General features: G+C 36.9%; 21 protein-coding genes and 1 pseudogene. 3 read left to right on the plus strand and 19 right to left on the minus strand.

Annotation, left to right across the window (positions count from 1 at the left end; all coding sequences use genetic code 11):
* Positions 1 to 20: 20 nt before the first annotated feature.
* From HXY53_02945 to HXY53_03010, 14 genes and pseudogenes are all read right to left on the minus strand, one after another.
* Complete coding sequence (locus HXY53_02945; GenBank protein NWF75523.1) at positions 21 to 473, minus strand: DUF3124 domain-containing protein; 453 nt, start codon at positions 471 to 473, stop codon at positions 21 to 23.
* Positions 474 to 534: 61 nt separating this feature from the next.
* Positions 535 to 3,201 (minus strand): HAD-IC family P-type ATPase, encoded by a 2,667-nt coding sequence (locus HXY53_02950; protein NWF75524.1) that lies wholly within the window; start codon positions 3,199 to 3,201, stop codon positions 535 to 537.
* A gap of 86 nt (positions 3,202 to 3,287) precedes the next feature.
* Positions 3,288 to 3,986 carry a hypothetical protein gene (locus HXY53_02955; protein ID NWF75525.1) on the minus strand — a complete coding sequence of 233 codons (699 nt, stop codon included), beginning with the start codon at positions 3,984 to 3,986 and terminating at the stop codon, positions 3,288 to 3,290.
* An 18-nt stretch (positions 3,987 to 4,004) separates the two neighbouring features.
* Positions 4,005 to 5,261, minus strand: coding sequence for a glycosyltransferase (locus tag HXY53_02960; protein ID NWF75526.1), 1,257 nt, complete (start codon positions 5,259 to 5,261; stop codon positions 4,005 to 4,007).
* A 2-nt stretch (positions 5,262 to 5,263) separates the two neighbouring features.
* Positions 5,264 to 8,263, minus strand: coding sequence for a malto-oligosyltrehalose synthase (locus HXY53_02965; protein ID NWF75527.1), 3,000 nt, complete (start codon positions 8,261 to 8,263; stop codon positions 5,264 to 5,266).
* Positions 8,264 to 8,276: 13 nt separating this feature from the next.
* Positions 8,277 to 10,720, minus strand: a pseudogene (locus tag HXY53_02970) (DUF3536 domain-containing protein).
* A gap of 2 nt (positions 10,721 to 10,722) precedes the next feature.
* The gene (treZ, locus tag HXY53_02975) at positions 10,723 to 12,549 is read right to left on the minus strand and encodes a malto-oligosyltrehalose trehalohydrolase (protein NWF75528.1); all 1,827 of its coding nucleotides are present in this window, start codon (positions 12,547 to 12,549) and stop codon (positions 10,723 to 10,725) included.
* A gap of 104 nt (positions 12,550 to 12,653) precedes the next feature.
* On the minus strand, positions 12,654 to 13,139 hold the full coding sequence (locus tag HXY53_02980) for an HPP family protein (protein ID NWF75529.1): 486 nt from the start codon (positions 13,137 to 13,139) through the stop codon (positions 12,654 to 12,656).
* Positions 13,140 to 13,155: 16 nt separating this feature from the next.
* Positions 13,156 to 14,313, minus strand: a complete 1,158-nt coding sequence (locus tag HXY53_02985) for a glycosyltransferase (GenBank protein NWF75530.1) — start codon at positions 14,311 to 14,313, stop codon at positions 13,156 to 13,158.
* A gap of 35 nt (positions 14,314 to 14,348) precedes the next feature.
* Positions 14,349 to 15,035: a hypothetical protein gene (locus HXY53_02990; GenBank protein NWF75531.1), complete on the minus strand. Its 687-nt coding sequence runs from the start codon at positions 15,033 to 15,035 to the stop codon at positions 14,349 to 14,351.
* Complete coding sequence (locus tag HXY53_02995) at positions 15,029 to 16,066, minus strand: mechanosensitive ion channel family protein (protein ID NWF75532.1); 1,038 nt, start codon at positions 16,064 to 16,066, stop codon at positions 15,029 to 15,031. The genes HXY53_02990 and HXY53_02995 overlap by 7 nt, the downstream gene beginning before the upstream one ends.
* A 308-nt stretch (positions 16,067 to 16,374) precedes the next feature.
* Positions 16,375 to 17,583: a glycosyl transferase gene (locus tag HXY53_03000; GenBank protein NWF75533.1), complete on the minus strand. Its 1,209-nt coding sequence runs from the start codon at positions 17,581 to 17,583 to the stop codon at positions 16,375 to 16,377.
* Between the two features lie 37 nt (positions 17,584 to 17,620).
* Positions 17,621 to 18,046 carry a type II toxin-antitoxin system VapC family toxin gene (locus HXY53_03005; GenBank protein ID NWF75534.1) on the minus strand — a complete coding sequence of 142 codons (426 nt, stop codon included), beginning with the start codon at positions 18,044 to 18,046 and terminating at the stop codon, positions 17,621 to 17,623.
* A complete protein-coding gene (locus HXY53_03010; protein ID NWF75535.1) occupies positions 18,043 to 18,303 on the minus strand; it encodes a type II toxin-antitoxin system prevent-host-death family antitoxin in 261 nt (86 codons plus the stop codon). The genes HXY53_03005 and HXY53_03010 overlap by 4 nt, the downstream gene beginning before the upstream one ends.
* A 104-nt stretch (positions 18,304 to 18,407) precedes the next feature.
* Between HXY53_03010 and HXY53_03015 the strand changes: the two genes are divergently transcribed.
* Both HXY53_03015 and HXY53_03020 read left to right on the plus strand, forming a co-directional pair.
* Positions 18,408 to 19,706: a glycerate kinase gene (locus HXY53_03015; GenBank protein NWF75536.1), complete on the plus strand. Its 1,299-nt coding sequence runs from the start codon at positions 18,408 to 18,410 to the stop codon at positions 19,704 to 19,706.
* Positions 19,703 to 20,524: an HAD-IIB family hydrolase gene (locus HXY53_03020; GenBank protein NWF75537.1), complete on the plus strand. Its 822-nt coding sequence runs from the start codon at positions 19,703 to 19,705 to the stop codon at positions 20,522 to 20,524. The genes HXY53_03015 and HXY53_03020 overlap by 4 nt, the downstream gene beginning before the upstream one ends.
* 225 nt (positions 20,525 to 20,749) lie before the next feature.
* Here the strand turns inward: HXY53_03020 and HXY53_03025 are convergent, their stop codons facing one another.
* The 5 genes from HXY53_03025 to HXY53_03045 form a co-directional block, all read right to left on the minus strand.
* Entirely contained in the window at positions 20,750 to 21,706 is a 957-nt protein-coding gene (locus HXY53_03025) for a universal stress protein (protein ID NWF75538.1), read from the minus strand.
* A 109-nt stretch (positions 21,707 to 21,815) separates the two neighbouring features.
* Entirely contained in the window at positions 21,816 to 23,558 is a 1,743-nt protein-coding gene (locus HXY53_03030; protein NWF75539.1) for an ArsB/NhaD family transporter, read from the minus strand.
* 154 nt (positions 23,559 to 23,712) lie between these two features.
* The gene (locus HXY53_03035; GenBank protein ID NWF75540.1) at positions 23,713 to 24,057 is read right to left on the minus strand and encodes a hypothetical protein; all 345 of its coding nucleotides are present in this window, start codon (positions 24,055 to 24,057) and stop codon (positions 23,713 to 23,715) included.
* Between the two features lie 182 nt (positions 24,058 to 24,239).
* The gene (locus HXY53_03040; protein ID NWF75541.1) at positions 24,240 to 24,404 is read right to left on the minus strand and encodes a hypothetical protein; all 165 of its coding nucleotides are present in this window, start codon (positions 24,402 to 24,404) and stop codon (positions 24,240 to 24,242) included.
* 681 nt (positions 24,405 to 25,085) lie between these two features.
* A complete protein-coding gene (locus HXY53_03045; protein ID NWF75542.1) occupies positions 25,086 to 25,619 on the minus strand; it encodes a YbhB/YbcL family Raf kinase inhibitor-like protein in 534 nt (177 codons plus the stop codon).
* 419 nt (positions 25,620 to 26,038) lie between these two features.
* Here HXY53_03045 and HXY53_03050 point away from each other — a divergent pair, with 419 nt between their 5' ends.
* Entirely contained in the window at positions 26,039 to 26,311 is a 273-nt protein-coding gene (locus HXY53_03050; GenBank protein ID NWF75543.1) for a hypothetical protein, read from the plus strand.
* Positions 26,312 to 26,322: the final 11 nt, after the last annotated feature.

A 26,322-nucleotide genomic window follows, 5' to 3' on the forward strand; every position in this document is an offset into this window, starting at 1 on the left:
TCAAATATTACGTTTATTCTTTATTCTGTTATTGTCCGTCCATGAGAGGTAAAAGACAGACCTGCTCTTGAACCGTATATCAGCGCTTCCACAATAGGTTGGTTGACTTTTTTATCTGCTCTCCAATTTACAATGAAATTAGCGCCAGGCCCCCCTCTTTTGTCATATTCCTTAAGATAAATGAACGTATGATGGAACGGTTTAAGGCTTATAGGACTTTTGATATAGCTCTCGATGAATTGACCATTTGAGTCATAATAATCGGCCTTTAGAATTGTGATAGAATTTTTTGGATCAATGTTGTGTATGCTCAATAATGTGGCAAGTTGATGTGGAACAGCCTTAGGTCCAGCATATATATTCGAATAAATAGGGATATAAATAGTTCCACCGGATGAAAGTTCCTTATCGTTATCAGCCTGTGCTGATAATGGTAAATATAGTGTAATAAGAGTAACAATATATAACAACATCTTACATTTATTTAAACCCAAACCATTCATAACACTTTCCTCCTTAAGTAATTTTTATTGTTTATCTTATTTTCTTTTTATTTCTCCTGTACCATTTATCTACTTCGACTATTATAATCACTGTAATAGATACTATTAGTATGTTAATCCATTCATTTAATGCAATCAGTTCTGTCCTGAATACCCATTGAAGTGCAGGCACATAAATCACCGAAAGTTGAGCGAGGAATGCTGTTATCATACTGTAAAAAAGGAAGGGGTTGCTTAGAGGATTAATATGGAATATGGATTTTAATTCTGAACGGCTGTTCCATGCCTGGAAGAACTGGCAAAAAACCATGGTTGTTACTGCAACGGTTCTCGCTTTTTCAAGGGTCTCACCTGCGTTCAACTCGTTTATAAAGTTATAAATTACACCGGCAGAAATGATAAAGGCTACAAGTATTGTCCTATCAATCAGTATCCTTGACATTATTCCCTCTTTCGGATTTCTTGGAGGTCTTTCAATAATGTCTTTTTCTCCTGGCTCGAATGCAAGAGCAACGTCCTGCAGGCCGTTTGTTACAAGGTTTATCCAGAGAAGCTGAGCTGGCACATAAGGTATTGGAAGACCTAAGATAATAGTTCCGAGTATAGAGAGAATTGCAGCAATACCTGTAGGAATAAGAAAAAATGTCACTTTACGGATGTTGTCAAAGACGATTCTACCTTCTTTTACGGCATTGAAAATACTTGTAAAATTATCGTCTGTTAATATCATATCCGCAGCTTCTTTTGCCACATCGGTGCCACTTCGACCCATCGCAATTCCTATGTGTGCAGCTTTCAGGGCCGGGGCATCATTTACACCATCACCTGTAACAGCCACGATCTCGCCATGCCTTTTTGATTGCTGGACTATTCTTAATTTATGCTGCGGAGAAACCCTTGCAAAAACCTGAATATCCCTAACTTTTTCGAAAAGCTCATCATCACTCATACCTTCTATTTCTTTCCCCGTTAAAACCTTTGTCGCTTCAGTTGTAATACCAAGCATCTTTGCTATAGCTGATGCAGTGGTTGCATGGTCACCTGTTATCATAGCAACCCTTATGCCTGCCTTTTTACACCCATTAATAGCCTCTATTACTTCAGGTCGCGGTGGATCTATCATCCCCTGAATGCCGGCAAAAATAAGATGTCCTTCGACATCGTGGTGAGTTATTTCTTCAGTATGAGGAGGGACCTCTTTATAAGCCATACCAAGAACCCGCATTCCTTCCTTTGCAAAAAGATGGGCATAGTTTAATATTTCTTTTATTCTCAATCCTTCCCCTGTCATACATTTTGTGCACATCTCTAATATTTTCTCTGGGGCACCTTTTACAAAGATAAATTTTTTAGTACCATGTCTGTGAAGAGTCGCCATGTATCTTCGTTCCGATTCAAACGGAATTATTGCTGTTTGAGGATAATGCTCTCTTTCTTCCTCAGGGTTAAGCCCTGCTTTTATTGCAGATACTATCAAAGCTCCCTCTGTAGGGTCTCCGTCAATCTTAAACTGTCCATTCTCTTCATAAAGATTTGCTTCATTGCAGAGTAACCCTATCCTGAAAATCATCTGAAGATTTTTTAGAACCCTAGCTTCGATAGTTTCCCATGCAAGCAGTATTTCCCCCTTTGGTTCGTAACCTGTACCCGTAATCCTGTATGCATGCTCGCCGTCAAAAATAACCTTCACTGTCATCTCGTTCTTCGTGAGGGTGCCGGTCTTGTCAGAGCCTATGACAGTTGTGCTTCCGAGTGTTTCAACTGCGTGGAGCCTCCTGATGATAGCATTTTGCCGTGCCATCCTTGCTACACCTACTGCAAGGGCAATGGTTACTACTATTGGGAGCCCTTCGGGTATTGTTGCCACAGCAGCGGCAACAGCGGTCATAAACATGTCTTTAATGCTTTCACCAATAAGCAGACCTGCAACAAAAAGAAATGCAGAAGCAATGACAACAATAAGGCCGATTGCTTTTGCGAAGTTATGTATCTTTTCCTGCAATGGTGCCTTGACAACACCGATTTCTTTGACCTCACGGGCGATACCACCAAGGATAGTCTTACCTCCGGTCTCCACGACGATGCCTTTTGCCCTTCCGCTAACAACTATTGTCCCCATGAAAGCCATATTTTTCTGATCACCTGGAGTCAGGTTGTCCTGTTTTATAGGTGTGGTGATCTTTACTACAGGTATTGATTCCCCTGTAAGCATTGCCTCATCCACATTTAATTCAATTGTATGAATAAGGCGAATATCAGCAGGAACCTTAGTGCCTGAGGCAAGTAAAACGAGATCCCCTGGAACTAAATCTTCGCTATTTATCTCTTTTTCTCTTCCCTCCCTGATTACCCTTGCCTTCGGGACAACCATTTTTTTCAATGCCCTGACACTTTCTTCTGCTTTATATTCTTGAATAAAACCAATAATTGCATTGAGCACAACAACTGCGAAAATGACGCCTGAATCAATGTATTCTCCGAGCAATATTGCGACTATTCCTGCGATAAGGAGGATATAAATAAGAGGACTGGTAAATTGATGTATGAATATTTTAAATTTATCTATCTTTGCTTCCTCGGCAAGCCTGTTCAAACCGTGTTTTAACAGACGCTCTTTAGCCTCCGATTCAGTCAATCCATTTTCTTCGGACTTAAGTTTTTCAAAAATTTCTTTTACGCTGAGTTGATACCAGTTCATATGTTGTCTCTCATATTTATAAATGCTGGGTGATCCGCCTGTATCTAATTAAACCCAAATAATGCAGATATTGCTTCTACGTTAGTTTAAAGGTGACTTATCTCATCTTTATTTTCTTCACCCTTTAGTTTTTTCTCAAGATAATCTTTTGCTATATCCCTTCCACCAAGTCCGAATGCAATCGCAAGTGCAAGTACCACACCTCCAAAAATTATTGCAAATGCTATGATAATTGTCTCTCTGCCTATGCCAAGTTGCTCAAGTGCCATGGTCAAAGCAAGAAGAAAAATAATCAATTTAACGACTCTACCAACTAAACCTGAAACCCTAAGACCCGCATTTACCGAAGCTATCAGAGCAGCACGGCCTATAAAGTTGCCCAGTAAATAACCAACAAAGAGAATAATTGCTGCAACAAAAATATTTGGCACATAGAGGAAAAAGCTTTCGAGTATTCGTTCAATGGCGGGAACATTAAGAGTGCGAAGTGCAACAATAGAAAAAATAACTATTGTCAACCATCCTATTAATTTTGAAATGATTACTGACACAGGCTCTTTTATCCCACCTTTTTTAAGCATCTCGACAAAACCATATCTTTCAGAAAAACTATCCATTTTTACTGTGTTGAAAAATCTTAAAAAAATTTTTTTAAAAATAAGCCCCAATACTATACCTATGCTAAATATGAATAAGGAAGTAAGTATGTCCGGTAAAAATTGAATAAGTCTATTTAGAAATCTCTCTATCGGGACGACTATTACTTTATCTAAAAGGTCTTTCATGAAATACCCCCTTTCTTACTACCAATTTGTTAGCTGAAAACTTTTCTTTTTCTCAAAAGTCAAACATAATTTTTCTATCTTCTCCTCAACCTCTGTGGCTGTGCTATCCCATGCCTCTATTACAAACGAAGCAATTTTACCGATATATAAAGGTGTAAGTGATTTTAATAGATGCTCTTTGTTCATAATTTTCTTATGAAAAGCAATGGCAAAATTGTAAATTATATCTACCCAGATTTCATCAGACAAGCAAAAGTCCTTTTCTGATAGTGTAGCTGCTTTATTAAGAAAATCCAATATTTCGGTCGGGAGAAATTTCTTCCATAAATCTGTTAACTCTCTAACACCCAGTCTGAATTTTTCGATCATTCTCTCGAGGTTAACAGAAACTGGTTCTAACCCTACATCATATCTGAATCCAAAGGTTGGAAGAGGCTCTGATCCCACAACTTGTTTCCAGACTTCTGAATAAGTCTCCATTAGATCTAAAGTCGCTCCTACAACTTGAAATAACATTGAGCTCAAATCAGCAGATGGATCTTTTGGGTCGTGGATCTTTGCACCGAGAAAAGACTGACATATCCTGAAGTTATTTGCTATCGCGGTGGTTGTCATCCATATATCAATCCCGTATTTTGCTACATCCGTTTCCCAGACTTCCTTTGAAAGGTAGAACCTTGCCAATTCTCCTGAAAAACCAAAATCACCGCCTATAGGTTGTCTAACCCGCTTTCCATATAATGCCCTTGTTAGGGGATAAATTATACTATTTGTGATTGTACCGTCATACTTGTGTCTATAATAGAGGGGTGCAACATAATCGAAGTTACCTTCGAACACAGGTTTAATCAAAAGTTCAATCCACTCGGGGGTTATACTTCTGAGATCAGAATCCACAACCGCACAGGCTTTTACTTCAAGAGTGCTGGCTATCTCAAATATTGTCCTAAAAGCACTTCCCTTGCCTGGAATGCCATGATAAGGAGTAGTTATTTTAAAAACAGGTTCAACTCTATGATGTAAAAGCACTGATTGAAGATCTTCGATTTTTGTGTTTTTTACAATATCCATTGTCCCATCAGTTGAACCTCCATCCGAATTCACAAGAACCGCTTTCCTATCAGGGAAATATTTCATCAGACCTGCCTGCACTGCTTTTACAACATGACCAATAGTGCGTGCGTTATTGTAACTCGGTATCCCTACAAGTAGGTCAGCACTCTTAATTTTTTCGATTTCTTCGCTAACCTCTTTTCTGAAAATAACACTTTCCATAATTAATCATAAACCCTTTCCATTATGGCCACAGGAAAATGCATAAATACCTCCGACAGATGTAAGCTAATTGCATTTTCATAATTTTTAGCGGATACAATTTCACCTGTAAATATATTGTAATACTTAACATTTTCCTTAGCGAACGGAACTATTACGAATGTGTCTTTCCAGATTATCTCACCTAATGGAGGTTCCTCTTTAACCAATCTTGTAAAATATCTTGGCACGACAATTATTATTTCTTTATTTTTCAGCCTTCGAGCAAAAGAACAAACATTATCAAAATTTTTACCCATAACTTCAAGAGGTAAATATTCTCCTCTCTGGAACAAATCACTCTCTTTCCTGCGGTAATTAAGTGACTTATAAATCAGATAAAGCTTTATCATGCCATCCTCTTTATTTATCGTTAACTCCCTTGCAAGGTCCGAAAGAGAAACTTCAGATTCTCGCTTTTTAAGTTCATCCAGCATTTTTTTTCTTATTTTATAATCAACAGGTCTTCGATTATCAGGATCAGCAAGGCTGAAATCCCAGAGTTCAGTTCCCTGATAAAAATCTGGGATACCCGGAGATGTTATCTTCAGAAGAGTCTGCGAAAGAGAATTGTATAAACCATAATTTGATATAAGCTTCTGAAACTCTAAAAGATCTTTTATAAAAGGGTTTTCTGATTTATTATCCATAATTCTATCAATAAAAATCTGCACAGCATCCTCATAAATTGTATTTGGATTTATCCAACTCGTGTTGACTTTTGCCTCCCTTATAGCCTTTAACATATAATTTTTGATTCTCATTTTAAAATTCTCATATTCTGTTTCCTGCTGAACCTTTAAAGACCATGCACCTATCAGCGTTTGATATAAAAGATATTCTTCGTTGCGGTCAGGCACACTCTGCCCATCTACAATGACCTTTAGCTTTTTATTCATCCGGCTCCACGAAATAAGTCGCTTTCTCCACTCGCTCGGGATTTCAGAAAGAACATTTATTCTTGCCCTCACATCTTCACTCCGTTTAGTATCATGTGTAGAAGAGGCAATCAATGCATGTGGCCAAAACTTCATCCTTTCTATATTCATACCATGAAATGCCTCAAGCGAAATACCGAACTTGTCAGGATTACCTCCAACCTCATTAAGTGAAATCAATCGGTTATAAACATAAAAAGCAGTATCTTCAAGTCCTTTAGCCATTACAGGACCTGTTACTTTCTGAAATCTCATTACGAAATCAAGCCATTCATTTTTTTCTTCATCCCCGAAATTATCAGGAAATTTGAGTAAAAGTACATCCCTCAAAAAATCAAAAATTGAAGTACTTATAGCAGGGTTATTTCTTTTTGCTTTCGATATCGCAGCCTCTATGTATTGACGATCCTTATCCTTAATCGTCATCAAATTTATATATGTTCTGTATACAGGGAAAAATGCTATCACTTCTATAATAGCGTTAGTTAAACTATTCAAGGTGAAATCTCTTGTATGTCTATTCTTCTCAGAAATTCGATTGAGTATATTACCAAGTGAATTTATCTCACTTGACATTGCCACTTTCATAATTAATTTTTTCTTTTCATATACAACATCCTGAAAGTTTAATCTTGATTTAATAAATTTTGAATAAATATCATCAAACGCTTTTGCACTATTCATATCTATAAAAATTCCGTTCACTGCGTTTAAAAAGACATAGCCAGTAGTGCTAAAAATAGGCCAATCTTCTGACATCCTTTCGCCCTTACAAAGTATTTTCTCACCTATTACATAGAACGGCTTATATTGTGGATCTTTAAATATAGTCTCATCATACTCTGCAAGTATTTTCTCTTCTAAATCTGTCATATCGTATGCTTGTGAAGTCTCATTTTTTATAATTTCTGAATACCCCAGTCTTTTTTGCAGAAAACACTTACGCTGCAACTTTTGAAAATATGCAGAGGGGTCATAGAGGCCATCTGGATGATCAACCCTCAATCCTGTAACCTTACCTTCTTGAATAAGTCTGAATAGAAATTTATGTGTGTCTTCAAATACGAGTGGATTTTCTACTCTTATCGCTGCAAGACTGTTTATATCGAAAAATCTTCTGTAATTAATCTCCTCCGTCGCCACACGCCAATAAGAAAGTCTGTAAGCCTGCATATTGAGAAGTTCATCAAGGAGATCAAAACTCCTTGGTTCACCTTTCCTCCCATTAAAAATGCTTACATTTTCATCTATAAACATTCTAATTTCAGGACTTTCAGTATATAATGTCCACAATCTTTTTTTAATTATCTCTTTTTCTCTGTATCTTTCGGCAATCTTTTCGGGATCTGTCTCTGTATAAGGCGGTAAATGATCGAGCGCTGTTAAGATGCTTAGAAGTTCTTCGAAATAAGCATTATCCGGTGATAGAGTAGATTCAAGTTCATCAATTCTCTGTTTTAGAATAAAAATGTATGTCTTGGGAATAATAGGAAATTTATTGTCATAATAATAAAGAAAAAAAGATCCTTCTTCAAAGGTTAATCTAAATTCCTGTGCTTCTAAGACATTTCCATACTGATCACCCAAAATCGGTAAAAGCAGTTTATTATTTAGTTCTTTTTTTAATGGAGACCAGTCAATATCAAAGTAATCAGCGTAAATTGAGCTTGGACCATTTTCTAACACATCCATCCACCATAAGTTATCTTTACTCGCTATGCACATATGATTCGGGACAATATCAAGTATCTGCCCCATCTCATACTTTTTGAGTTCGCCGGCAAATTCATAATATTCTTTTTCTATGCCTATCTCGGGATTCAGTCTTGTGTGGTCAACGATATCATATCCATGAAGGCTGCCTTCCTTGGCCATCAGGTATGGTGATGCATAAATATCGGTTATGCCCAGTGTGTGAAGATAACTAACAATGTTTTTCGCATCTGTAAATCTGAAATTTTTATTGAACTGCAAACGATATGTCGAGATTGGGATTCTTGGCAGTAAGAGATTCTCTTTCCCCAATTAATCCTCCTGTTCAGTCCTGTTGAAGTATTGATTGTATATTGAAGAAAAGCATTTCACCTATGTATTTGAAGTTTTTAAGCCATTTGATGGCATTATCATCACCTTCTCCGGATTTTGCGACAGAATCCTTATAGTAAGCTGTTACAATTTTATAGTATATATTCTGAATTTCCCAGTAAATTACTTTCAGAGGCAGTAATCTGGTTAACTCCAACATCCTCTGAAGCTTTATAAGCAATTCCAAATCGAATGGATTTCTGTAGAAATCTTCCACGAGCATTTCGAGCCTTCTCCTTACAGCAAACTCAATATCAATCGTATCAAGAGGGACATTCCATTTTTTCATCTCATTTATTAAATTCTGTATTCTATCTACATCTATCTCTTCTTCGATAAAAGACCTCTTAAGATCGGCGTTTAAAATGAATTCCGCCGCAGAATAAAATGCCTTATTCACAGGCATCCCTGTTTCCAATAGATAGCCCATGAGGATTTTGTTATTTTCATACATAAGCCGATATGCATTCTCAAACTCTTCAAGCGTTTTACTTATCAGGGAGTTGAGAATAATACGCTGCTGATCCCTGAAGAGATTGAAAAGAGAATAATTGTGCATGCCAAAGTGTTGATTCATAAGTCTGACAATGTCAGCGAAATCACCTTTTTCGAATGTTTTTATAATCTCATTTTTCATTGAATGATATGCCTCTTCTCCAAGAAAAATACGGACGCCGCCGTTAAGGGCATGGCCGCCGAAGTGCAATACGCAGAAACTGATATTTTCGCTTTCTCTTGTGATTTTCGATGCAACAGAGACTTTGCCAATAGCGAGTTTAATGCTACCTGCATGCAATCTCTGATAATCGTCTTTGGATACTGTATAACTATCAATAGTGATTTCTTCAATATAATCTTCGAAGAGTGAACTGATAGCATAGTGGGCGGCAACTTTTTTAAGGTCTATTATTGCCGGTTTAACAAATTTCTTATAAATAACTGCTCCATTTTCGTGTTCAGGAATATTGCTTTTTGCCTGAGCAAGTCTGGCTTTAAATGTATTTTCCAAGTTATCGGCAAATAGTTCCTCTGAGAGCTGTATTGCCCTTCCAGCATATTGTAGTATCTGAACAGTCTCAATCCCTGAGATCTCGTCAAAAAACCATCCGCAACTTGTATACATTAACATTGCATGTCTCTGCATCTCGAGTAACTTTAGAGCATTAATGCACTCTTCATTTGAGAGATTTCTTATAGCATGTTCTATAAAAAATCTCTTTATAGAAATTTCAGAGCGATCTAAAATGATAGAAATATAGTCATCTCTCGCTTTCCAAGGATCTTTAAAATACCGGGGAGCAAGATTTTCGAAAATAAAAGATAAGCGGTCCCTCAGCCAATCAAACGCTTCTCGTAGAGGTTCCCTCCATGACTGATGCCATCCGGGATGACCTCCTGAATTACATCCGCATTCATTCCGCCATTGTTCTATCCCATGGATACAACTCCATGAAGAATTCTCGAAAATCTGGACCTCATGAGTCGGCTGATATTTTTCGAGGTATTCACCATAATTTGTGAGTCTTGCCATTCCATTCTTTTCTATATAATTAAGAGCATATGCAAGTGCCATGTCTCCAAATTTTTGATGATGACCATAAGTCTCTCCATCAGTCGCAATACTAAGAATCTGTGGCCAATCTCGTGAATCAGAAAAACCTGAAAGGAGTCGATGTGCAAAATTTTCTCCCCTTTTAAGAAGATTTTCAAAAGCTACAGCCCGTGAAATCGGACCATCATAAAAAAAATACATATGTTTCGCCCAGAAGGAAGCCTGCATAAGTGAGGTATGGTTGGATCTATCCTCGAATTGCTAACATCCCTCCATCTTCCTGTTCCTATCTTCCTTACAAGAGACGCCTGTCGTGGAGCAAGAATTGTAAATTTAATCCCTAACTCAGCTAAGATTTCAAGTGTTTCGATGTCTACTGCAGTCTCTGGTAACCACATCCCTTCGGGAAAACGTTTAAATCTATATGTAAAATCTTTTATACCCCATATTACCTGTGTTCTCTTATCTCTTGAATTAGCTAAAGGCATAATAAGATGGTTATAAGCTTGTGCGATCGCATTGCCATGTCCTGAACGCCATTCCAAGCTCTGTCTATCTGCTTCAAGAATCGCTTCATAAATTTCAGATTTATTATTTTCCATCCATAAAAGAAGAGTTGGTCCAAAGTTGAAGCTTATTCTTGAATAATTGCTAACAATGTCAAGTATCCTACCTTCGTAATCTAATTTTCTGGCCGCAGAGTTTGGGGCATAACACTCCGCAATGATTCTTTCGTTCCAGTCATGGTAAGGATATGCTGAGTCCTGAATTTCTATTGCTTCAAGCCATGGATTTTCTCTCGGTGGCTGGTAGAAATGTCCATGTATGCATATATATCTTTCCATAATTAAATTAATCTCAAATATACCGCCACACTCTGCCCTCTCAAAATTATTTCAGAATGTTTGATGAGTCTTTCAGGAAGTAACGTCCCCGGGCCGCTCCAGATGCTCTCAGAAGAATCTAAAATCTTTTTCCATATTCCTTCAGGCAAACAAAAGTTAATCTTTCTATCATCCTCTTCAAAATTTAGCATTATAAATATATGACTTTCTTCCTTCCACCTCCTGATCAGTAAAAGTTTCTCCTCTCCGAATTCATAAACATCGAGTGATTCACGATCAAGATTCGAAAAGGCTGGGATCTCCTTTCTTAGCCTTATAAGCGATTTATAAAAATTAAGTAATACATTATATTTGCCTTTATTTCTTTTTTCCCAATTTATTTTGGAGTTCATAAAAGTCTCCACGCTTTGAGGATCGGGAGGCTCGCCCTTCCATTCGAAGGCTTTAAATTCTTCTTTTCGTCCTTTTCTCACAGCCTGTATTAAATCTTTATCCGAATGGCTTACAAAATATAAAAAGGGGGCATCTTCTCCATATTCTTCACCCATAAAAAGAAGCGGGATATAGGGTGAAAGGAGAAATGTAGCGGCGATAAGCTTCAACGATTCGAATGAAACGAGATTCGACAATCTTTCTCCGAACATTCTATTTCCTATTTGATCATGATTTTGTGAAAAAACAACAAACTGAGATGACGGTCTTTCCTTTGATGAATTGCCGTGATTTCTTTTTCTGTATTCAGAATATTGTCCTGAATAAACAAACCCCTCTTTTATTGATTTTTTTAGATGACCTATGTTCCCAAAATCGATATAGTACCCATTTGTTTCGTTCGTAACAAGGGAATGCAAGGCGTGGTGAAAATCATCACACCATTGAGCATCAAAACCATACCCACCAACTTCCTTAGGTTTAATGACCTTTGAATCATTTAGATCGCTTTCAGCAATTAGATAAAATTTTCTCCCTTGGTGAGATGAAAACTCTTCTACTTTTTCTGCAAGTTCCTGTAAAAATGGTTTAGCACTCAAATCTGAGATACCATGAACAGCATCGATCCTCAAACCATCTATATGGTAATTTCTAAACCAATGTAATGCATTCTCTATAAAAAAATTCCGCACCTCGTTACTATAAGCTCCATCAAAATTGATTGCCATACCCCATTGTGTTTTATATCTATCAGTAAAATATGGTCCATAATCCCCTAAGTAATTTCCTTCAGGTCCAAGATGATTATAAACGACATCAAGAATAACAGCCATTCCCATCTTGTGACATTCATTAACAAGCCTTTTTAGACCAACAGGTCCTCCGTATGAATTCTGTACTGCAAAAGGATATGAACCATCATATCCCCAGTTTCTATTACCGGGGAACTGAGCTACAGGCATTATCTCAATGACATTTATACCTGTATCCTTTATGTCAGGTAACCGTGTTATAATGGCATCGAATGTGCCTTCAGGCGTAAATGTACCCACATGTAATTCATAGATTATCATTTCAGAAAGAGGTATCCCTCTCCATCTTTCGTCCTCCCAATTAAAGGATTTGTGATCAACCACTTGAGAAGGACCGTGCACACCTTGAGGCTGATAGTTTGAGGCAGGATCAGGCCTTTTTATCTGCTCATTCAGAAAGTAAAAATATAAAGTCCCAGGTGTAATTCCCTCTACAATTTTCTTCCAATAACCTTTGCTGTCTTTCTCCATCTGAATGAGGCACTTTTCAGGAGATACTATTTTTAATTGAACATTTTTTAAAAAAGGTGCCCAAAGAATAAACTTGCATCTTCCATCCCCGAGATATTGAGCAGCGATTTTTATCTCCATCGATATTTATCCTTTAAAAAACAAAATAATTTATTAAATTCATCGAGTTAAATAATTTTTTGAGCAATATCTGCATTTCTTGTTTACTATCAATAATTTTATGTTAAATCTTTGAGATATGGTTTAAAGAAATGATGAATAAGAGATAGCACTAAAACACTTACTATTATAAAAATTGCAGTACTTAGAGAAAAACCAGTAATTGCAACGCTTAAAGCAGTGCCTGATGCAGGCGGATGTTCTGTGTCTATAACTACCATCAAAAAAATAGAAATCCCTACAGCAAGTGAATATATAAGAATAGAATAGATAAATGACGGGTGTGGAATTAAAGCACATAAAGATCCTGAAAAAAGGCCGACCAGATGACCTCCTATAACATTTCTCGGTTTGGCAGTAATATAATTCGGCATTGCAAAAATGATAAAAGTGGTAGCACCTATTGATGCTATTATTACTACATGTTGTAAGTTTAAAAATAAAAGCACTATGAACATTGTAAGAGTAGCAAAAAAACTCTGAAATACATAATGCTTCCAGAATAATCTGAGTTCATCAATCATTTTAGTGGTAGATTTTCTCATAAATTAACCTCATTCTTTATAGTTCGAGGACACTTTTGCCTTTGTTTTCCAATGCATACCAGATTGACAGATAATCTCTAATCTGACGCGTGATAAGGAAATTTTTTCTGACATATTCTCTGGCATTTTCTCCAATCCTTAGTGACATATCAGGATCATTCAGAAGCTGCCTTATTCTGAAGGCTGTACCTTCGACTGAGTGAACGAGAAATCCGGTGATACCATGAGTTATCTGAAGAGGGATGCCCCCCACAGCGCTGCCTATTACTGGTTTACCCTTCCACATTGCCTCTGAGACAGTAAGTCCAAAGCCCTCCTTTAGGGATTTTTGAAGAACTACAGTCGCAGATCTTTGAAGCGCATTTATATCCTTATCACTGAAAGGTGGCAATAATAAAATAAATATATCAGGTTCATTTTCTGCGTATTCTTTAACCTCATTTAAAACTATTTCTCCTTCAGGATCATCAGTTGCAGGGCTACCTGCAAGGATAAGAATACAATCATTATATTTCTTTACCATTCTATAAGCTTTAATCACACCGATAGGATCTTTAAATCTGTCAAATCTGGATACCTGAAGAATAATCGGTTTATCTCTTGGAATCTGAAATTTATTTAATGTCTCTTCTATTTCATCTTCTGATAACTCTCGATTTTTTTCGCTTATTGGGTCAATTGAAGGCGGAACTATAAATTCTTTTATATCTAATAATCTGGCAAATTTTGAGACAGAAAAGACCGCAGCGTTGTATTTCTTACAGTATTTGCATAGATAATCACTAACATTTTCCTGAGGCTTAGATAAGTCAATATGACATCTCCAAAACCACAAACCATCTTTTTTAAACTCAATAAGTGCAACCGGTTGAGGATCATGTATTAGTATCGCATCAGCTTTTAAATCTATCTTTTCTGCATTTTTTTTATTCACCTCGAAGTGATAATTCCACATCTCTTCGGTAATATCTTCTATTCTGCCCTGTAAGGCATTATGAATTTTTTTTGTTATTTCAAAAAATCTTGGGTCACCTTCTATGACTTCCCACCTCGCATCAATTCCAAGCTCGTTCAGAATAGGTATCATCCTTTGAAGTATCTCAGCTACTCCACCACCTTCACGGGTAGAATTTACGTGAAGAAAAGATTTGCCGTTCATTTTTGCACCAAGCATCTGTATAAGTAAGAGGTCGCTTTTGGGTGAGATACCTAAATATTGGTTAAACACCTATCAATAACCTCCATATCTTTCCTTACTTCTTCTTCTACTGCTTTGAGAAGATGTTCCCTGATTTCCTCTATATTATGCATAAAGGGATCTATACCTCTTATTTTGTGCGCTAATTCTTTTTTTTCGAATGCATCCTCAATCCATCTCGAAAAGTCATCAATCCCACCCCCGAGTCTCATTCTTGCCTCATAAAAGTGGTAATATATACAACCTGTATCAATAAACTTTATCGCGGCAAGAAACTCTGCAAGATTTTTAGCTCTTATACCTACAGAAAAAACAATTGTTATCGTTTCATTAAAAAAGAACTCATCACCCGATACCGCCATTCTGGGTTCAGGAAATTTTTTAAGATACTCATCTATCACAAGTATTATCTTTTCCCTTAAATCCTTAATATCTTTAAATTCATATGGATCTATATTAGAAAGATGTTCAGCCAGTGCTCTTTCTTCAAGACTCTCACCTACCCAGTGAGCAAAGTCATTTGTGTATTCGAGAATATGACCTTTTAAAAAATATTGGTAGGTGTGATGAAAAATACTTTCATCACTGATGGTTGCAATCATATTTCTTAATTCATGCAGGTCTTTGGCTTTTTTGCCTGTTGATATCAAGATGCTTACACATTGTCTGAATTCAAAAGGTTCTATTTTTTCTACCACTCTTTCTCCTCTCTCAAGTACACTGTTCTATGAGGAAATGGTATTTCGATACCTTCCTCTTTAAATCTTTTGAAAATTCTTTTCCTCAGTTCGTGTTGCACAAGATATTGGTCAACAAATTCCTGAACCTGACATATGAGTGTAAAATCAAGTGAACTATCACCAAATCCAGGAATAAAGCGAGCAAATGGTTCAGGTTCTCCGAGTAAACCCGGTATCTCACCTATTGCTTTTTTAGCCTCTTCAATTAGTATTTTTTCGACCTTTTCAGGATCCGATGAATAACTTACGCCGATGGGAATCAATAGAGACATCCTTTTTTCGGGCAGATAGTAGTTTATCACGACACTTTGTGAGAGTTTGCTGTTAGGAATTACTACAATATTATTTGGTAGCATCCTTATTCGAGTAGTTCTCCATGTTATATCCTCGACATAACCTTCCTGTTCTGTCTCAAGCTTTACAAAATCTCCAACCCTGATAGACTTTTCCATAAGTATATGGATTCCTGCAAACAGATTAGCTAAGGTATCCTGAAGAGCAAGAGCTACTGCAAGTCCACCTACACCAAGTGCTGTAATTAAAGGCGTAATAGATACACCAAGAATGCTCAATATAATCAAAAATCCTATAATCAATATTGTGCCTTTCAATATTGCATGGGCAAGACCTGTTGTAGGAATTGGTAGATTTAATTTCTGGATATAATTTCTGAATATCTTTCCTGTAAGATTAGCTACTGCAATAGTTATTGATAATATTACAAATATATGAATAATCCTGCTAAGATAGAAAACATACTTAGGAGAAATTTCAGAAACTTCGGCCCCAATATATAAACCAATAGCGAGACACCAGTAGAGAGAAGGTGTTTTTAAGGATTTAATGATAATGTTATCAATTCTTGTCTCTGATTTCTCTGCCCATATATGGAGTAATCTGAATGCAAAATTCCTGATTATTAGCAGTATTACTGCAGTAGTGATAGCAATGGCGGAAGGAATAAGTATTTTTTCTAAATGAGTATTCATTAATTCCTCCTGTTGTTTTGATTAATACCTGAATGTCTTCGGTATTCTGTTTTACTGATGAGCCAGTGCAAAATCTGTATTTCTTGCTGACGCAATATACATATACATCTCAGTTTTAAAACTTTTGAATTCTGAAATCAAGCTGATATTTTTTGAATATGTGATAGATTTCACGATGGCATTTCTTTTCTATAACATCCGTTTTTACGCTTTGTTTTTGTATGCTCATGTTACCTTGAATTATCAGAAATGCTATAATAAAAAAAGCATAGTACAAGAAATTTTTTCATACAGCGCCTCTTAGTAAATTAGCTATTATCTTCTTCAACTGCATCCTTTATTTTATTGAGTATATCAGGTATTGCTGAAGTTACTCTATCCCAACTTGCGATCAACGGGACACCAAGGGGATCTTCAGTTATTATTTCAGCCGCTTTCTTTATCCCACTTGTGAATGTTTCAACCCCGAGACTTTCTTCATGCCGATCGAAATAAAGACCATTTATGGCAGCATCATCCTCATATCTTTTTAGCATATCCTGTGCCGTTCTTACATAGGTTGCTACCAGAGTTTTAAAAAAACCTTCTGAAAAAACTATTCCTTCTGATGCGAGGGTCCTGAACAATGTTTTACAGATATCCACGCACATTTTATGCAAACCCTTGCTTGCATCTTCAGGTGATAGTTTTTGATGTTTATGTTCATAATTTTCAGCAATATCAACCTGGCATACTCTGCGAGACGATGTGTTCCTGTATACCTCTGCAAGCACACCTATTTCCAATCCCCAATCTCCCGGTATTCTATTGACGCGTGCAAGGTCAATATCCATAGAAAACTCTCCTGCAAGAGGATATCTAAAACTATCAAAAAATACTAGGAGTGGATGATAACCAATAATTTTTATGAGTGCTCTTATCAGGGGGGTGACAAGAAGCCTTGTTACCCTCCCATGCATTTTATCAGTTATCCTGCTGTAAAATCCCTTGCAAAAGTCATAATCGAGATTTGGATTAACAACAGGATAACATAACCGTGCGAGCATTTCTCTGCTATATGTGAAAATATCACAGTCATGTAATGCTATAGCATGAAATTTTTGATGAGACAGTATATAACCATAAGCCATCCATGCTGATCTGCCTTTCCCCGGCTCACCGATAGGAAGTTCAGCATCCTTAATGGCTCTGTATATCCTGTTTAATCTTTTCCCTGTATTCCAGAGCACCTGTGTTTTCTGAGGAAGAACAGAAAAAAATGCTTTTGCAGCCTTAAATTCTTTCTCAGATGCAGGGCCAAGCGTAACGACAATTTCATTAATGTATTGTATATGTTGTAATTCTTTAACTATTTTCTTTAAGGCATAACCCTCAATTTCACTATAAAGAGAAGGAAGGACAAGTGCAATCGGTCTTTTCTCTGCATGTTTCATTAGTTCTGATTCTGTTTTTTCGAGGTTTATAGCTCCAAGTCTGTGAAACGTTGCAACAACGCCTGTTTGATAAAAATCTGACATTTTCACCTCCCTTTAATACCTGATAATAAAAACTTAATTAACTGTAATTGAGAACATGCAGCCCTTCGGAGGTTGCAGCTCTGCAGAGTTTTTTGACAGCAGACGAGAAAAAAATTGTGATATCCTTTCGCTCTTTCTGTATTAGCTTTGCTGCGGAGAGATGAATAGCATCGAAACGTCTTAAGCCGTGTTTTTTTACTAAATTGCTTGCTTCCCGTTCATCAAAATCAATAATCGCAAAATGAAGCCAGTCATGTGAAAATTGTTTTACGATCAGGTCATAATCATTTTTCGAAATGTCATGAGCCTTCAACCGTGAGTCAAGTGCAGATATTACTTCTGTATATGATAGGCGGCATGTTGCTACGATTTCAGCAAGGTTGACCCACTGTCTGAGAATATCAGAGTATTTTTCCTCGACGTAAAATTTTACAAGACTGCTTGTGCCTAAATATAGTATCATAGCCTTCCTTCAATTATTGTCTCTGACAATGGTTTACCTTTTATTTTGATACCATTAAGTCCTTTTGGCTTACTTCCAGACCACTGTGCCCTGCCAGAATCTATCAAAGCTCTTATTGCTTTTCTTTCTTTTGATATAGGAACAATAACCGCAACTTCCCTCCCGTGTTCAGTGATGACAACTTGATCATTTTTGCCAACCTTATCAATATAGCTGCTTAGTTTTGCTTTGAGCTCTTTAATGCCGACAGAGGTCATATATTGTAACTTCATTATTTTTAAAAAGTGACTATATTATTTAAAAAAATGGTTACAATGTCAAGGAAAATGTTTATAATAAAATTAAAAGAATAATTTGAACTATGGTAAAAGACATATTAAAAGAAATATTTTTTTCAGCCATAAAAGCGGTATTACCATATGATACTGTAGGGAATCATTGCAGTAATATTTTATCTGCATACATAGATGGAAAATTTAATAATTTTATTGTTGCAGGATTTGGAAAAGCTGCATGTCCAATGGCAAAGGCAATAGAAGATTTTCTGATGGAATTTATAACGAATGGGATTGTTATAACGAAATACAGCCATTGCAGCAGATATAAGTTAGAAAAATTGCAGTTATTCGAAGCAGGACATCCTATCCCGGATGAGAATGGTGTTAAAGGAACTATAGAGATTTTGAATATTCTTAGAGGAAATGATGCAAATACTCTTGTTGTTTTTCTTATATCCGGTGGAGGCTCTGCCCTACTAACAGCCCCTTGCAAAGGTATTTTACTTCATGAAAAACAGTATTTGACAGAGTTACTCCTTCATGCTGGTGCAGATATACAAGAATTAAACACAGTTAGAAAACATGTCTCCATGGTTAAAGGTGGAAGGCTTGCTGAAATTGCATATCCTGCAAAAATGATATCACTTATACTTTCTGATGTAATAGGGGACAAACTGGATGTTATTGCCTCAGGTCCTACATCTCCTGATCAAACAACTTATAATGATGCCCTTAATGTTTTGAGAAAGTATGATCTAATAGAAAGAGTTCCGCGTATGATATTAGACATTTTGCAAAAAGGCAACGAAGGACTATTGTCCGAAACACCAAAACAGACAAATAGGGTATTTGAAAGAGTTGAAAATATAATTATTGGAAGTAATAAAATAGCTCTTGAAGCAGCAAGGGATAAAGCAAAGGCACTGGGATTTGATGTTTTATTGTTTTCTTCTGAAATCACAGGTGAAGCACGTGAAGCCGGAAGGTTACTCGCGAAAAAGGCATTAGAGATCAGGAAATCATCTCTATCCAACGAGAAAAAATGTCTAATTTCAGGTGGAGAAACAACGGTTACTATCAAGGGATGCGGTTCAGGCGGAAGGAATATGGAACTGGCGCTTTCATTTGCACAGGAGATTGAGGGCATTGAAGGGATTATGCTCCTTTCAGCAGGGACAGACGGAACTGATGGGCCAACAGATGCTGCCGGGGCAATCGTAAATGGTCATACAATTTCGAAAGCCAGAGCTGACGGTCTTGACCCGGATGACTATCTGAAAAATAATGATTCATACACGTTTTTTAAAAGGATTGATGAACTTTTTATTACAGGCCCGACATATACGAACGTTATGGATATCCAGATAATATTGATAGAATGAGAAATATTATTATTTTTACTGACCTTGATGGGACTCTTTTAGATCATTCAACTTACTCTTTTGAAGCCGCAGTACCAGCTCTAAATAAGATCAAAGAAATGAATATTCCTCTTGTGGTTTGTTCGAGCAAAACAAAAAGGGAGATAGAGCTTTACAGACAGAAGCTTAATAATAACCATCCATTTATTTCTGAAAACGGCGGAGGAATATTTATTCCAAAAGATTATTTCAGATTTGAAATTGCAGATTCAGGCTTTAAAATTGTGGAGATAGATAATTATTTAATCATCAGACTTGGTGCAGAATATAATGAATTGAGAAATGCGATTGGTGAATTGAGAAAAGCAGGATTTAAAATAATGGGTTTTGGAGATATGACTGTAGAAGAAATATCAAAATTGACAGGTCTTGATGACCAGGAAGCAATTATGGCAAAAGAGAGAGATTTTGACGAGCCATTTGTATTTGAAGGCAATAAGGAAGAGATGGCGAGTCTTTTCGAGTCCATCCGAGCGAAAGGACTACGACATACTCAAGGGGAATTTTTTCATATAATTGGCGACAGTGACAAAGGAAGAGCTGTGAAGATATTGATTGAGTTATACAGAAGGTTATTCAATGATCTGTTGACTGTTGCTATCGGTGACAGTCTGAATGATGTTCCAATGCTTGAAGTTGTTGATTATCCGATAATTGTCCAGAGACTTAAAGGAAACTATGATTCACAAATAAAAATATCCAATCTCATAAAGGCTGAAGGAATTGGTCCAATAGGTTGGAACAATGCAATTTTAAAAATCCTATCGGTTTTAAACTGAAACTCGATGAGATTATTAAATTATCCATATTCGTTCAATGAATAAAAATATTCGTAAAACAGTCAGTTAAAGGTGCAGTAAGGAATCGAAAAAAATTTTTCTCATAACATATACATAATTCTATGTGCATTTTTCGGGTTAATGCTGTAAGTGGAGTAATCAAATCAATTATTGTTTGTTATAGAAAAATAAAAAATAATACTAAACCGAAATTAATAGCATAAATCATTTACTGCTTACAATTGCAACTGTCTGATTCTGGCAGCGTTGAAGGACAGTGGAACTCACCCCGCCTATCACTATGTCTTTAAAAGCAGTTCTGCCTTTTCTTCCCATTACTATCAGATTATACTCTCCCTCATCTGCTTTTTTAAGAATCTCCTCTGCCGGTTTCCCTATGGCAATAGCAGTCTCTATAAGTCCCTCCGAAAAACCTGAATCAACAAATATCTTCTCTGCATCACTGAGTATCTGATTTGCCTCTATCTCAGGGTCTATGCCTCCTTTAAGACGTTCCATGTACAGTGCAACATTGACCACTCTTAGAAGTGTTATTCTGTCAAGAGATTCTTTAAAAGGATATGTAAGGCATGCAACATGTTCTACTCCTTTCAAGGAATAAGCAGAGCCGTCAACAGGGATAAGAATCTTCGGGATAGGACAGGTTTTAGGTTTAGATGTCTTTTTACCAACAATATATACGGTCTGTTTTGTTGCAGCATGTATGACCTTGCTGGTGACACTTCCAACGAATATCCACTTGAGTTCTGACAATCCCCTCCTTGCCATGATGATTGCAGAGAAGCTTCCTTCATCTGCTGTTCTTATGATTTCGTTTGCAGTATCCCCATCAAGTATTAATCTTTCAATAGTAGCTTCAATGCCTGAATCCCTGAGAATCTTTTCACTTTCATCCAGAAAAGGATTGATATTCTGATTGATGTGTACCTGTCTTATCCTCTTAAAGACATCGGATTCCTTTACAAGAACCTTTGTCCTGAAGTCAATGTTCACCATATGACGACTTAGATAACCTCCTGTAAGAACACGAAGCAGTGTAATCCCTGAAAGGCTCTTGCCTATAGCTCTGCCAAGACATCCTGCAAACTGCACTGCTTTCTTTGAATGTTTACTGCCGTCTACAGGAAGCAGTATCTTTGGTATTGGACATTGTAGTTTCATGATTATTCTCCTTTATTAATCGTGTTCGTCACCCTGAACTCGTTTCAGGGTCTCCTGTTATGTTAAGATGCTGAAATAAATTCAGCATGACAAAATGTCTCTAATTTACTTAATAGAATATCAGCAGCCAGGCATGACATATTGCCACGCTGATGAGCATATATACAAAAGCAAATTTCATGAACCCGAAGAAACTGATCTTATAACCTGCTGCCTCTGCAATACCTACTGTAACCACATTCGCACTTGCTCCTATCATGGTTCCATTACCACCAAGACATGCACCAAGTGCCAATGCCCACCACAGAACATTGTTATCTGCTGCACCCGGGATTACCTTTGTGAGATATGCAGTAATAGGAAGCATTGTTGCAGTGAATGGGATATTATCTACAAAGGCGCTCATGATTGCTGATACCCACAAAATCAAAGCTATTGCCTTTACAAGATTGCCTCCTGAAAGATCCAGCACCTGATCTGCAATCCATGAAAGGAGCCCTACTTCTTCAACCGCACCAACTATGATAAATAAAAAGATGAAGAAAAGGAGGGTTGTCCACTCAATATCCTTTTCTATTAGCTCAAGCATCTTGACCTTCTTAGAAAGGATGCTGTATGTGAATAAAACACTGGCTCCAGCTAAGGCAGGTATGCTAACCTCCATATGCCAGTATCCATGGGTTAGGAAGAATCCTACCACAAGTACAACTACAAAAAGACCATAACCAAGGAGAGTCTTATCGGTTATCTTGTATTGTTCCCTAAGTTGAGCAATAAACTTGTCAATATCCTCAACCTTTGCTTTTTTATAAGCCTTGCCGTAGAAGAGCTTGGTATAAACAATCAATGCCACTGTAGCAATGATGCAGACCAATGTTAGATTCTGAACAAACATCATAAAGGTAAAGCCTGTGTATGAGCCTATCATGATATTCGGTGGGTCTCCAATGAGGGTTGTTGTGCCACCAACATTTGACGCCATGACACCAGGAATTAGTAATGTTAAGGGTGATATCTTCAATGCCAACGCAATCTCTATCAAAACAGGGGTATAAAGGAGCATGGTTGTTACATTGTCTAAAAAAGCTGATGATATAGCAATTAAGATCATCGAAATAATAGAGAGTATAAGGACATTTCCCCTTGCAATCTTGAATGAGATATAGGCACACCACTGGAAGACTCCTGTATGTTTCAGGATGCCAACAATAGTCATCATACCCATGAGCAGGAAAATGACGTTCATGTCTATTGCGTGCATTGCCCTTTCAAAGGACATGATGTGATAATCAGGATTGAGGGTTCCTATGGTATAAGTAATCAATAACAATACAGCAGCCCCAAGCATTGCAGCTATTGTTCTATGTAAGACCTCAAAGGATATGAGGGCATAGATGAATAAAAATATCACTGTTGCGATATAAAAGGCAGGTCCAAGCCAGGGTGAAATCTTAATGTCTTTGACCAGGAAGAACTGCTGACCTTTCTGTGCAAAATCTTCTTTTGTGAGGTCAATGGTTGTCTTTGCAAAGCTTGTCTTTCGGACCTGAATCTGGACTTTGGAGGTGTCAATCTGCTGGGGAGTGAGGTTGAATGACAACTGATATGTGCCCTGTGAGGAAGTCTCTGTCTCCTCTTCCTCCTCATGTTCCACAATGATTTTTTGAGGCTGTCCGTTTACAAGGATTCTGACCCGAGCCTCCTTTACAGGTTCATTATGATAGTCGATGACAGTGCCAGAGATGAAGAAGGTATTACCCTGGACTGCTTCCTCAGTGGCAAAAGACACACTTAATGAAAATATGAACACAACTGCAGCAATTCCAAGAATTGAGAGAATCTGTCTTTTCATAGTCCCTCCACTTCAAGAATCTCATAATCTCATTAGTGAAAAATTAATTCATGTATTATTCACTTACTTAATCAAAACCGGCACCCTCGGGAGCGGCCAGATTGTTAGCAATGCAAGACCTAAGAAGGCAATCAAGACTATGCTTGGTGGTATACTACACCCAAAAAAATTGTCCTGTGGAAAATTGTTTGGACTCATCATAGGCGATTGCATTCGGAGCTGCGCCAATCAAAAGTAAGAACGGCATGCCTCCCGTTACAAGGGACGCATACAATATAGCCTCAAGAGCAACCCCAAGGTATTTGGCGATAACAAGAGATACAGGAAGAGAAATTGCAATAGCTGAGACATTCATGATGAAGTTAGTCATTACCATAACAAAGATGGCTATAGCTAATACAAAGATTAACCAGTTTGCCTTCTGGAACATTACGAGCCAGTTGATTGCAAGCCACTTAGCAGTACCTGTCTCCCACAAGCATAATAGCTGATTTATCATACGATTTTAGTGCAGGGATAAAAGATTGTAATTATAGGAAAAATATTATCCCGAAGACAACTAAACCAGCGAAAATTTCCTTTCCTGTAATTGGTCCCATCTCTACACTACAAAGCTGTTTTGTTTTTACCTGAGACCTGGGATTACCTTTTTCCCGGTTTAAATACTAAAAGTATATAGCCTCATAGAATATGAGTCATGAGCCAGTCGACAATGAATCTATACTTTGTAAGCTCGAAAAAGGTTACATTTTCCCATGCTATCTCATTAAAAAATCCTATTGCAACAGCAACACGCGCTGCCCTGAGAAGTGTTATAATGCTTCCTGCGCCAGCGACATAAGCCATTCCGATAAAAAGACCTTTCCAAATTTGGTTACTTTATCATCCACAATCACAAAATCTCCTCCTCATTAAAGGAGTTGGCAATAAGACCCTTGCTGCGCTTCTTAGCTACCTCGACTCTAATGACTCCAATTTTTCAAGTTCAAAAGTAGCTATTGGATATGTAGGCTTTTATCACAGGATCTATTAGTCGGGACAAACAAGAAGAGACAATAAGACAATACTAACAAAGAGATAAGAACACTTTACCATAAAAATTGTCTCAGGTAAAATTTAAAAATAAGCCCTCATCTGTGTGTGTAAAAAGATCCTCCAGATTGCACTTAGCCTTCTTAAATCTGGTGAATCCTATAACCCAGCAAGGGTCTTTGTTTCAAACTAAGTTTTCAAAGATCGATATTTGACAACTAAAAATATTTTCTGGTTGGTTTGAAAGAAAATCGGTTTCACCAAAACTCCTACAATTGATCTTATTTGACCAACCTATTCTATACACCCTATTACCTATTTTTATGTTGACTCCTTTATAAGGTGTCTTTCTTCACGGCTTTTTATGTGCTATCGATTAGTGAATCACGTACAGCTTAACATCTGCATTGGAAATTTTTACAGTTGATGCTATCTTGTCAATCAATTCTGCTTTTGTTATGCATGTCTTGTGATTAAATCAGTTAATATTATTCTTTATCTTCTCTTATACAAACCTATAATCTGAGTTTGTTCAATGATATGACCTTTCATTGCCTTCTCGAGGTCAGACTTTGTTGAATTAGAACTCAAATTGAGAGTGGTATCTAAGGCATAAAGCTTGAAGAAATATCTGTGTGTCCCTGAAGGAGGACAGGGCCCACCGTAGTCATGTTTTTTGAAATCATTCAGACCCTGGATTGCACCTTTTAGGATATAGTCTTCTTTTATCTCCTTTGTTTTTGGATCAATATTCCATAAGACCCAATGGACCCATACACGTCGTGGGGCATCAGGATCATCAACTATTAAGACAAGAGATTTTGCCTTTTCCGGAACATTCTCAATCAAAAGAGGTGGATTTATATCCATCCCATCACAGGTATATTTCTGAGGGATGTATTCGTTATTTTTAAAAACAGGGCTTGAGATTTTTAACCCACTCACGTTAGTAATTTCTTTGCTTATGGCATTTGAAATCAAAAGGACTAAAGATAATGTTAAAGAAAAATAGATTAATCTTTTTTTCATCTTCCCTCCTCTTAAATTAAAACCTCAGATTATAAGCATAAGAATTACCTTTATACTAATTATCTCTCTCTTATTTTTGAGCCCATAGACTTTAAAGTCTTTTATATCATGGTGACCTTTACCTTAGCATTCTAATTGAAAGAAAGAATAGGCTTTGGCTAACCTACCTTTCCTCCATTTTTCTCAATAAGACTGACTACCTCTTTTGTTCGTAAGTTACCCCTTTTATCCCTTCGAATACTTTCCAAGCCTCAAGAATCTTGCCTTTCTTAACTCACCTCCCTTTCTTTGCTTTTAATATTATTATATTACATCCTTTTGAATTATTTTCTCTATAGCACGAATTGCCTCATTTAAAAATCTAAATGAAACAGATAAACATTATAAGTATTAAAAGTAAATTTTAGGGATACTGAGATATGGGTTGGTTAGAGGAAATCGATTGTATGGCATTTAGCAAAGTCATTGCAAAAACACCTTATCAGAGAGTCATTGAATCAAAGCACATAGATAGTGCTATTACAAGAAAACTCAAAAGACAGCACAAGGAACTTAATCCTGCAGAGCTTAAAAGAAACATTACTAAGTTACAAAATAAACTTATTAGATTGGTTACATCAAAAAACAATGCAAAAAAGAAAGATAATTTCGTTTATAATTTTCATGAGGCAACCAAGAAAGATTTCGTTTAGATTTTTACGTG

It is taken from the genome of Nitrospirota bacterium, from assembly GCA_013388455.1.
Classification (GTDB): Bacteria; Nitrospirota; Thermodesulfovibrionia; order Thermodesulfovibrionales; family SM23-35; genus JACAFF01.

Coding starts and splice junctions, on each gene's coding strand:
- HXY53_03045 (NWF75542.1), bottom strand. CDS start 25,619: ATGAAAAAAAGATTAATCTATTTTTCTTTAACATTATCTTTAGTCCTT.
- HXY53_02945 (NWF75523.1), bottom strand. CDS start 473: ATGTTGTTATATATTGTTACTCTTATTACACTATATTTACCATTATCA.
- HXY53_02995 (NWF75532.1), bottom strand. CDS start 16,066: ATGAATACTCATTTAGAAAAAATACTTATTCCTTCCGCCATTGCTATC.
- HXY53_03040 (NWF75541.1), bottom strand. CDS start 24,404: ATGGCTTATGTCGCTGGCGCAGGAAGCATTATAACACTTCTCAGGGCA.
- HXY53_03005 (NWF75534.1), bottom strand. CDS start 18,046: ATGATACTATATTTAGGCACAAGCAGTCTTGTAAAATTTTACGTCGAG.
- HXY53_03000 (NWF75533.1), bottom strand. CDS start 17,583: ATGTCAGATTTTTATCAAACAGGCGTTGTTGCAACGTTTCACAGACTT.
- HXY53_03015 (NWF75536.1), top strand. CDS start 18,408: ATGGTAAAAGACATATTAAAAGAAATATTTTTTTCAGCCATAAAAGCG.
- HXY53_02950 (NWF75524.1), bottom strand. CDS start 3,201: ATGAACTGGTATCAACTCAGCGTAAAAGAAATTTTTGAAAAACTTAAG.
- HXY53_03050 (NWF75543.1), top strand. CDS start 26,039: ATGGGTTGGTTAGAGGAAATCGATTGTATGGCATTTAGCAAAGTCATT.
- HXY53_02960 (NWF75526.1), bottom strand. CDS start 5,261: ATGGAAAGTGTTATTTTCAGAAAAGAGGTTAGCGAAGAAATCGAAAAA.
- HXY53_03020 (NWF75537.1), top strand. CDS start 19,703: ATGAGAAATATTATTATTTTTACTGACCTTGATGGGACTCTTTTAGAT.
- HXY53_02955 (NWF75525.1), bottom strand. CDS start 3,986: ATGAAAGACCTTTTAGATAAAGTAATAGTCGTCCCGATAGAGAGATTT.
- HXY53_03025 (NWF75538.1), bottom strand. CDS start 21,706: ATGAAACTACAATGTCCAATACCAAAGATACTGCTTCCTGTAGACGGC.
- HXY53_02985 (NWF75530.1), bottom strand. CDS start 14,313: ATGCTTGGTGCAAAAATGAACGGCAAATCTTTTCTTCACGTAAATTCT.
- HXY53_03010 (NWF75535.1), bottom strand. CDS start 18,303: ATGACCTCTGTCGGCATTAAAGAGCTCAAAGCAAAACTAAGCAGCTAT.
- HXY53_02980 (NWF75529.1), bottom strand. CDS start 13,139: ATGAGAAAATCTACCACTAAAATGATTGATGAACTCAGATTATTCTGG.
- HXY53_03035 (NWF75540.1), bottom strand. CDS start 24,057: ATGATAAATCAGCTATTATGCTTGTGGGAGACAGGTACTGCTAAGTGG.
- HXY53_03030 (NWF75539.1), bottom strand. CDS start 23,558: ATGAAAAGACAGATTCTCTCAATTCTTGGAATTGCTGCAGTTGTGTTC.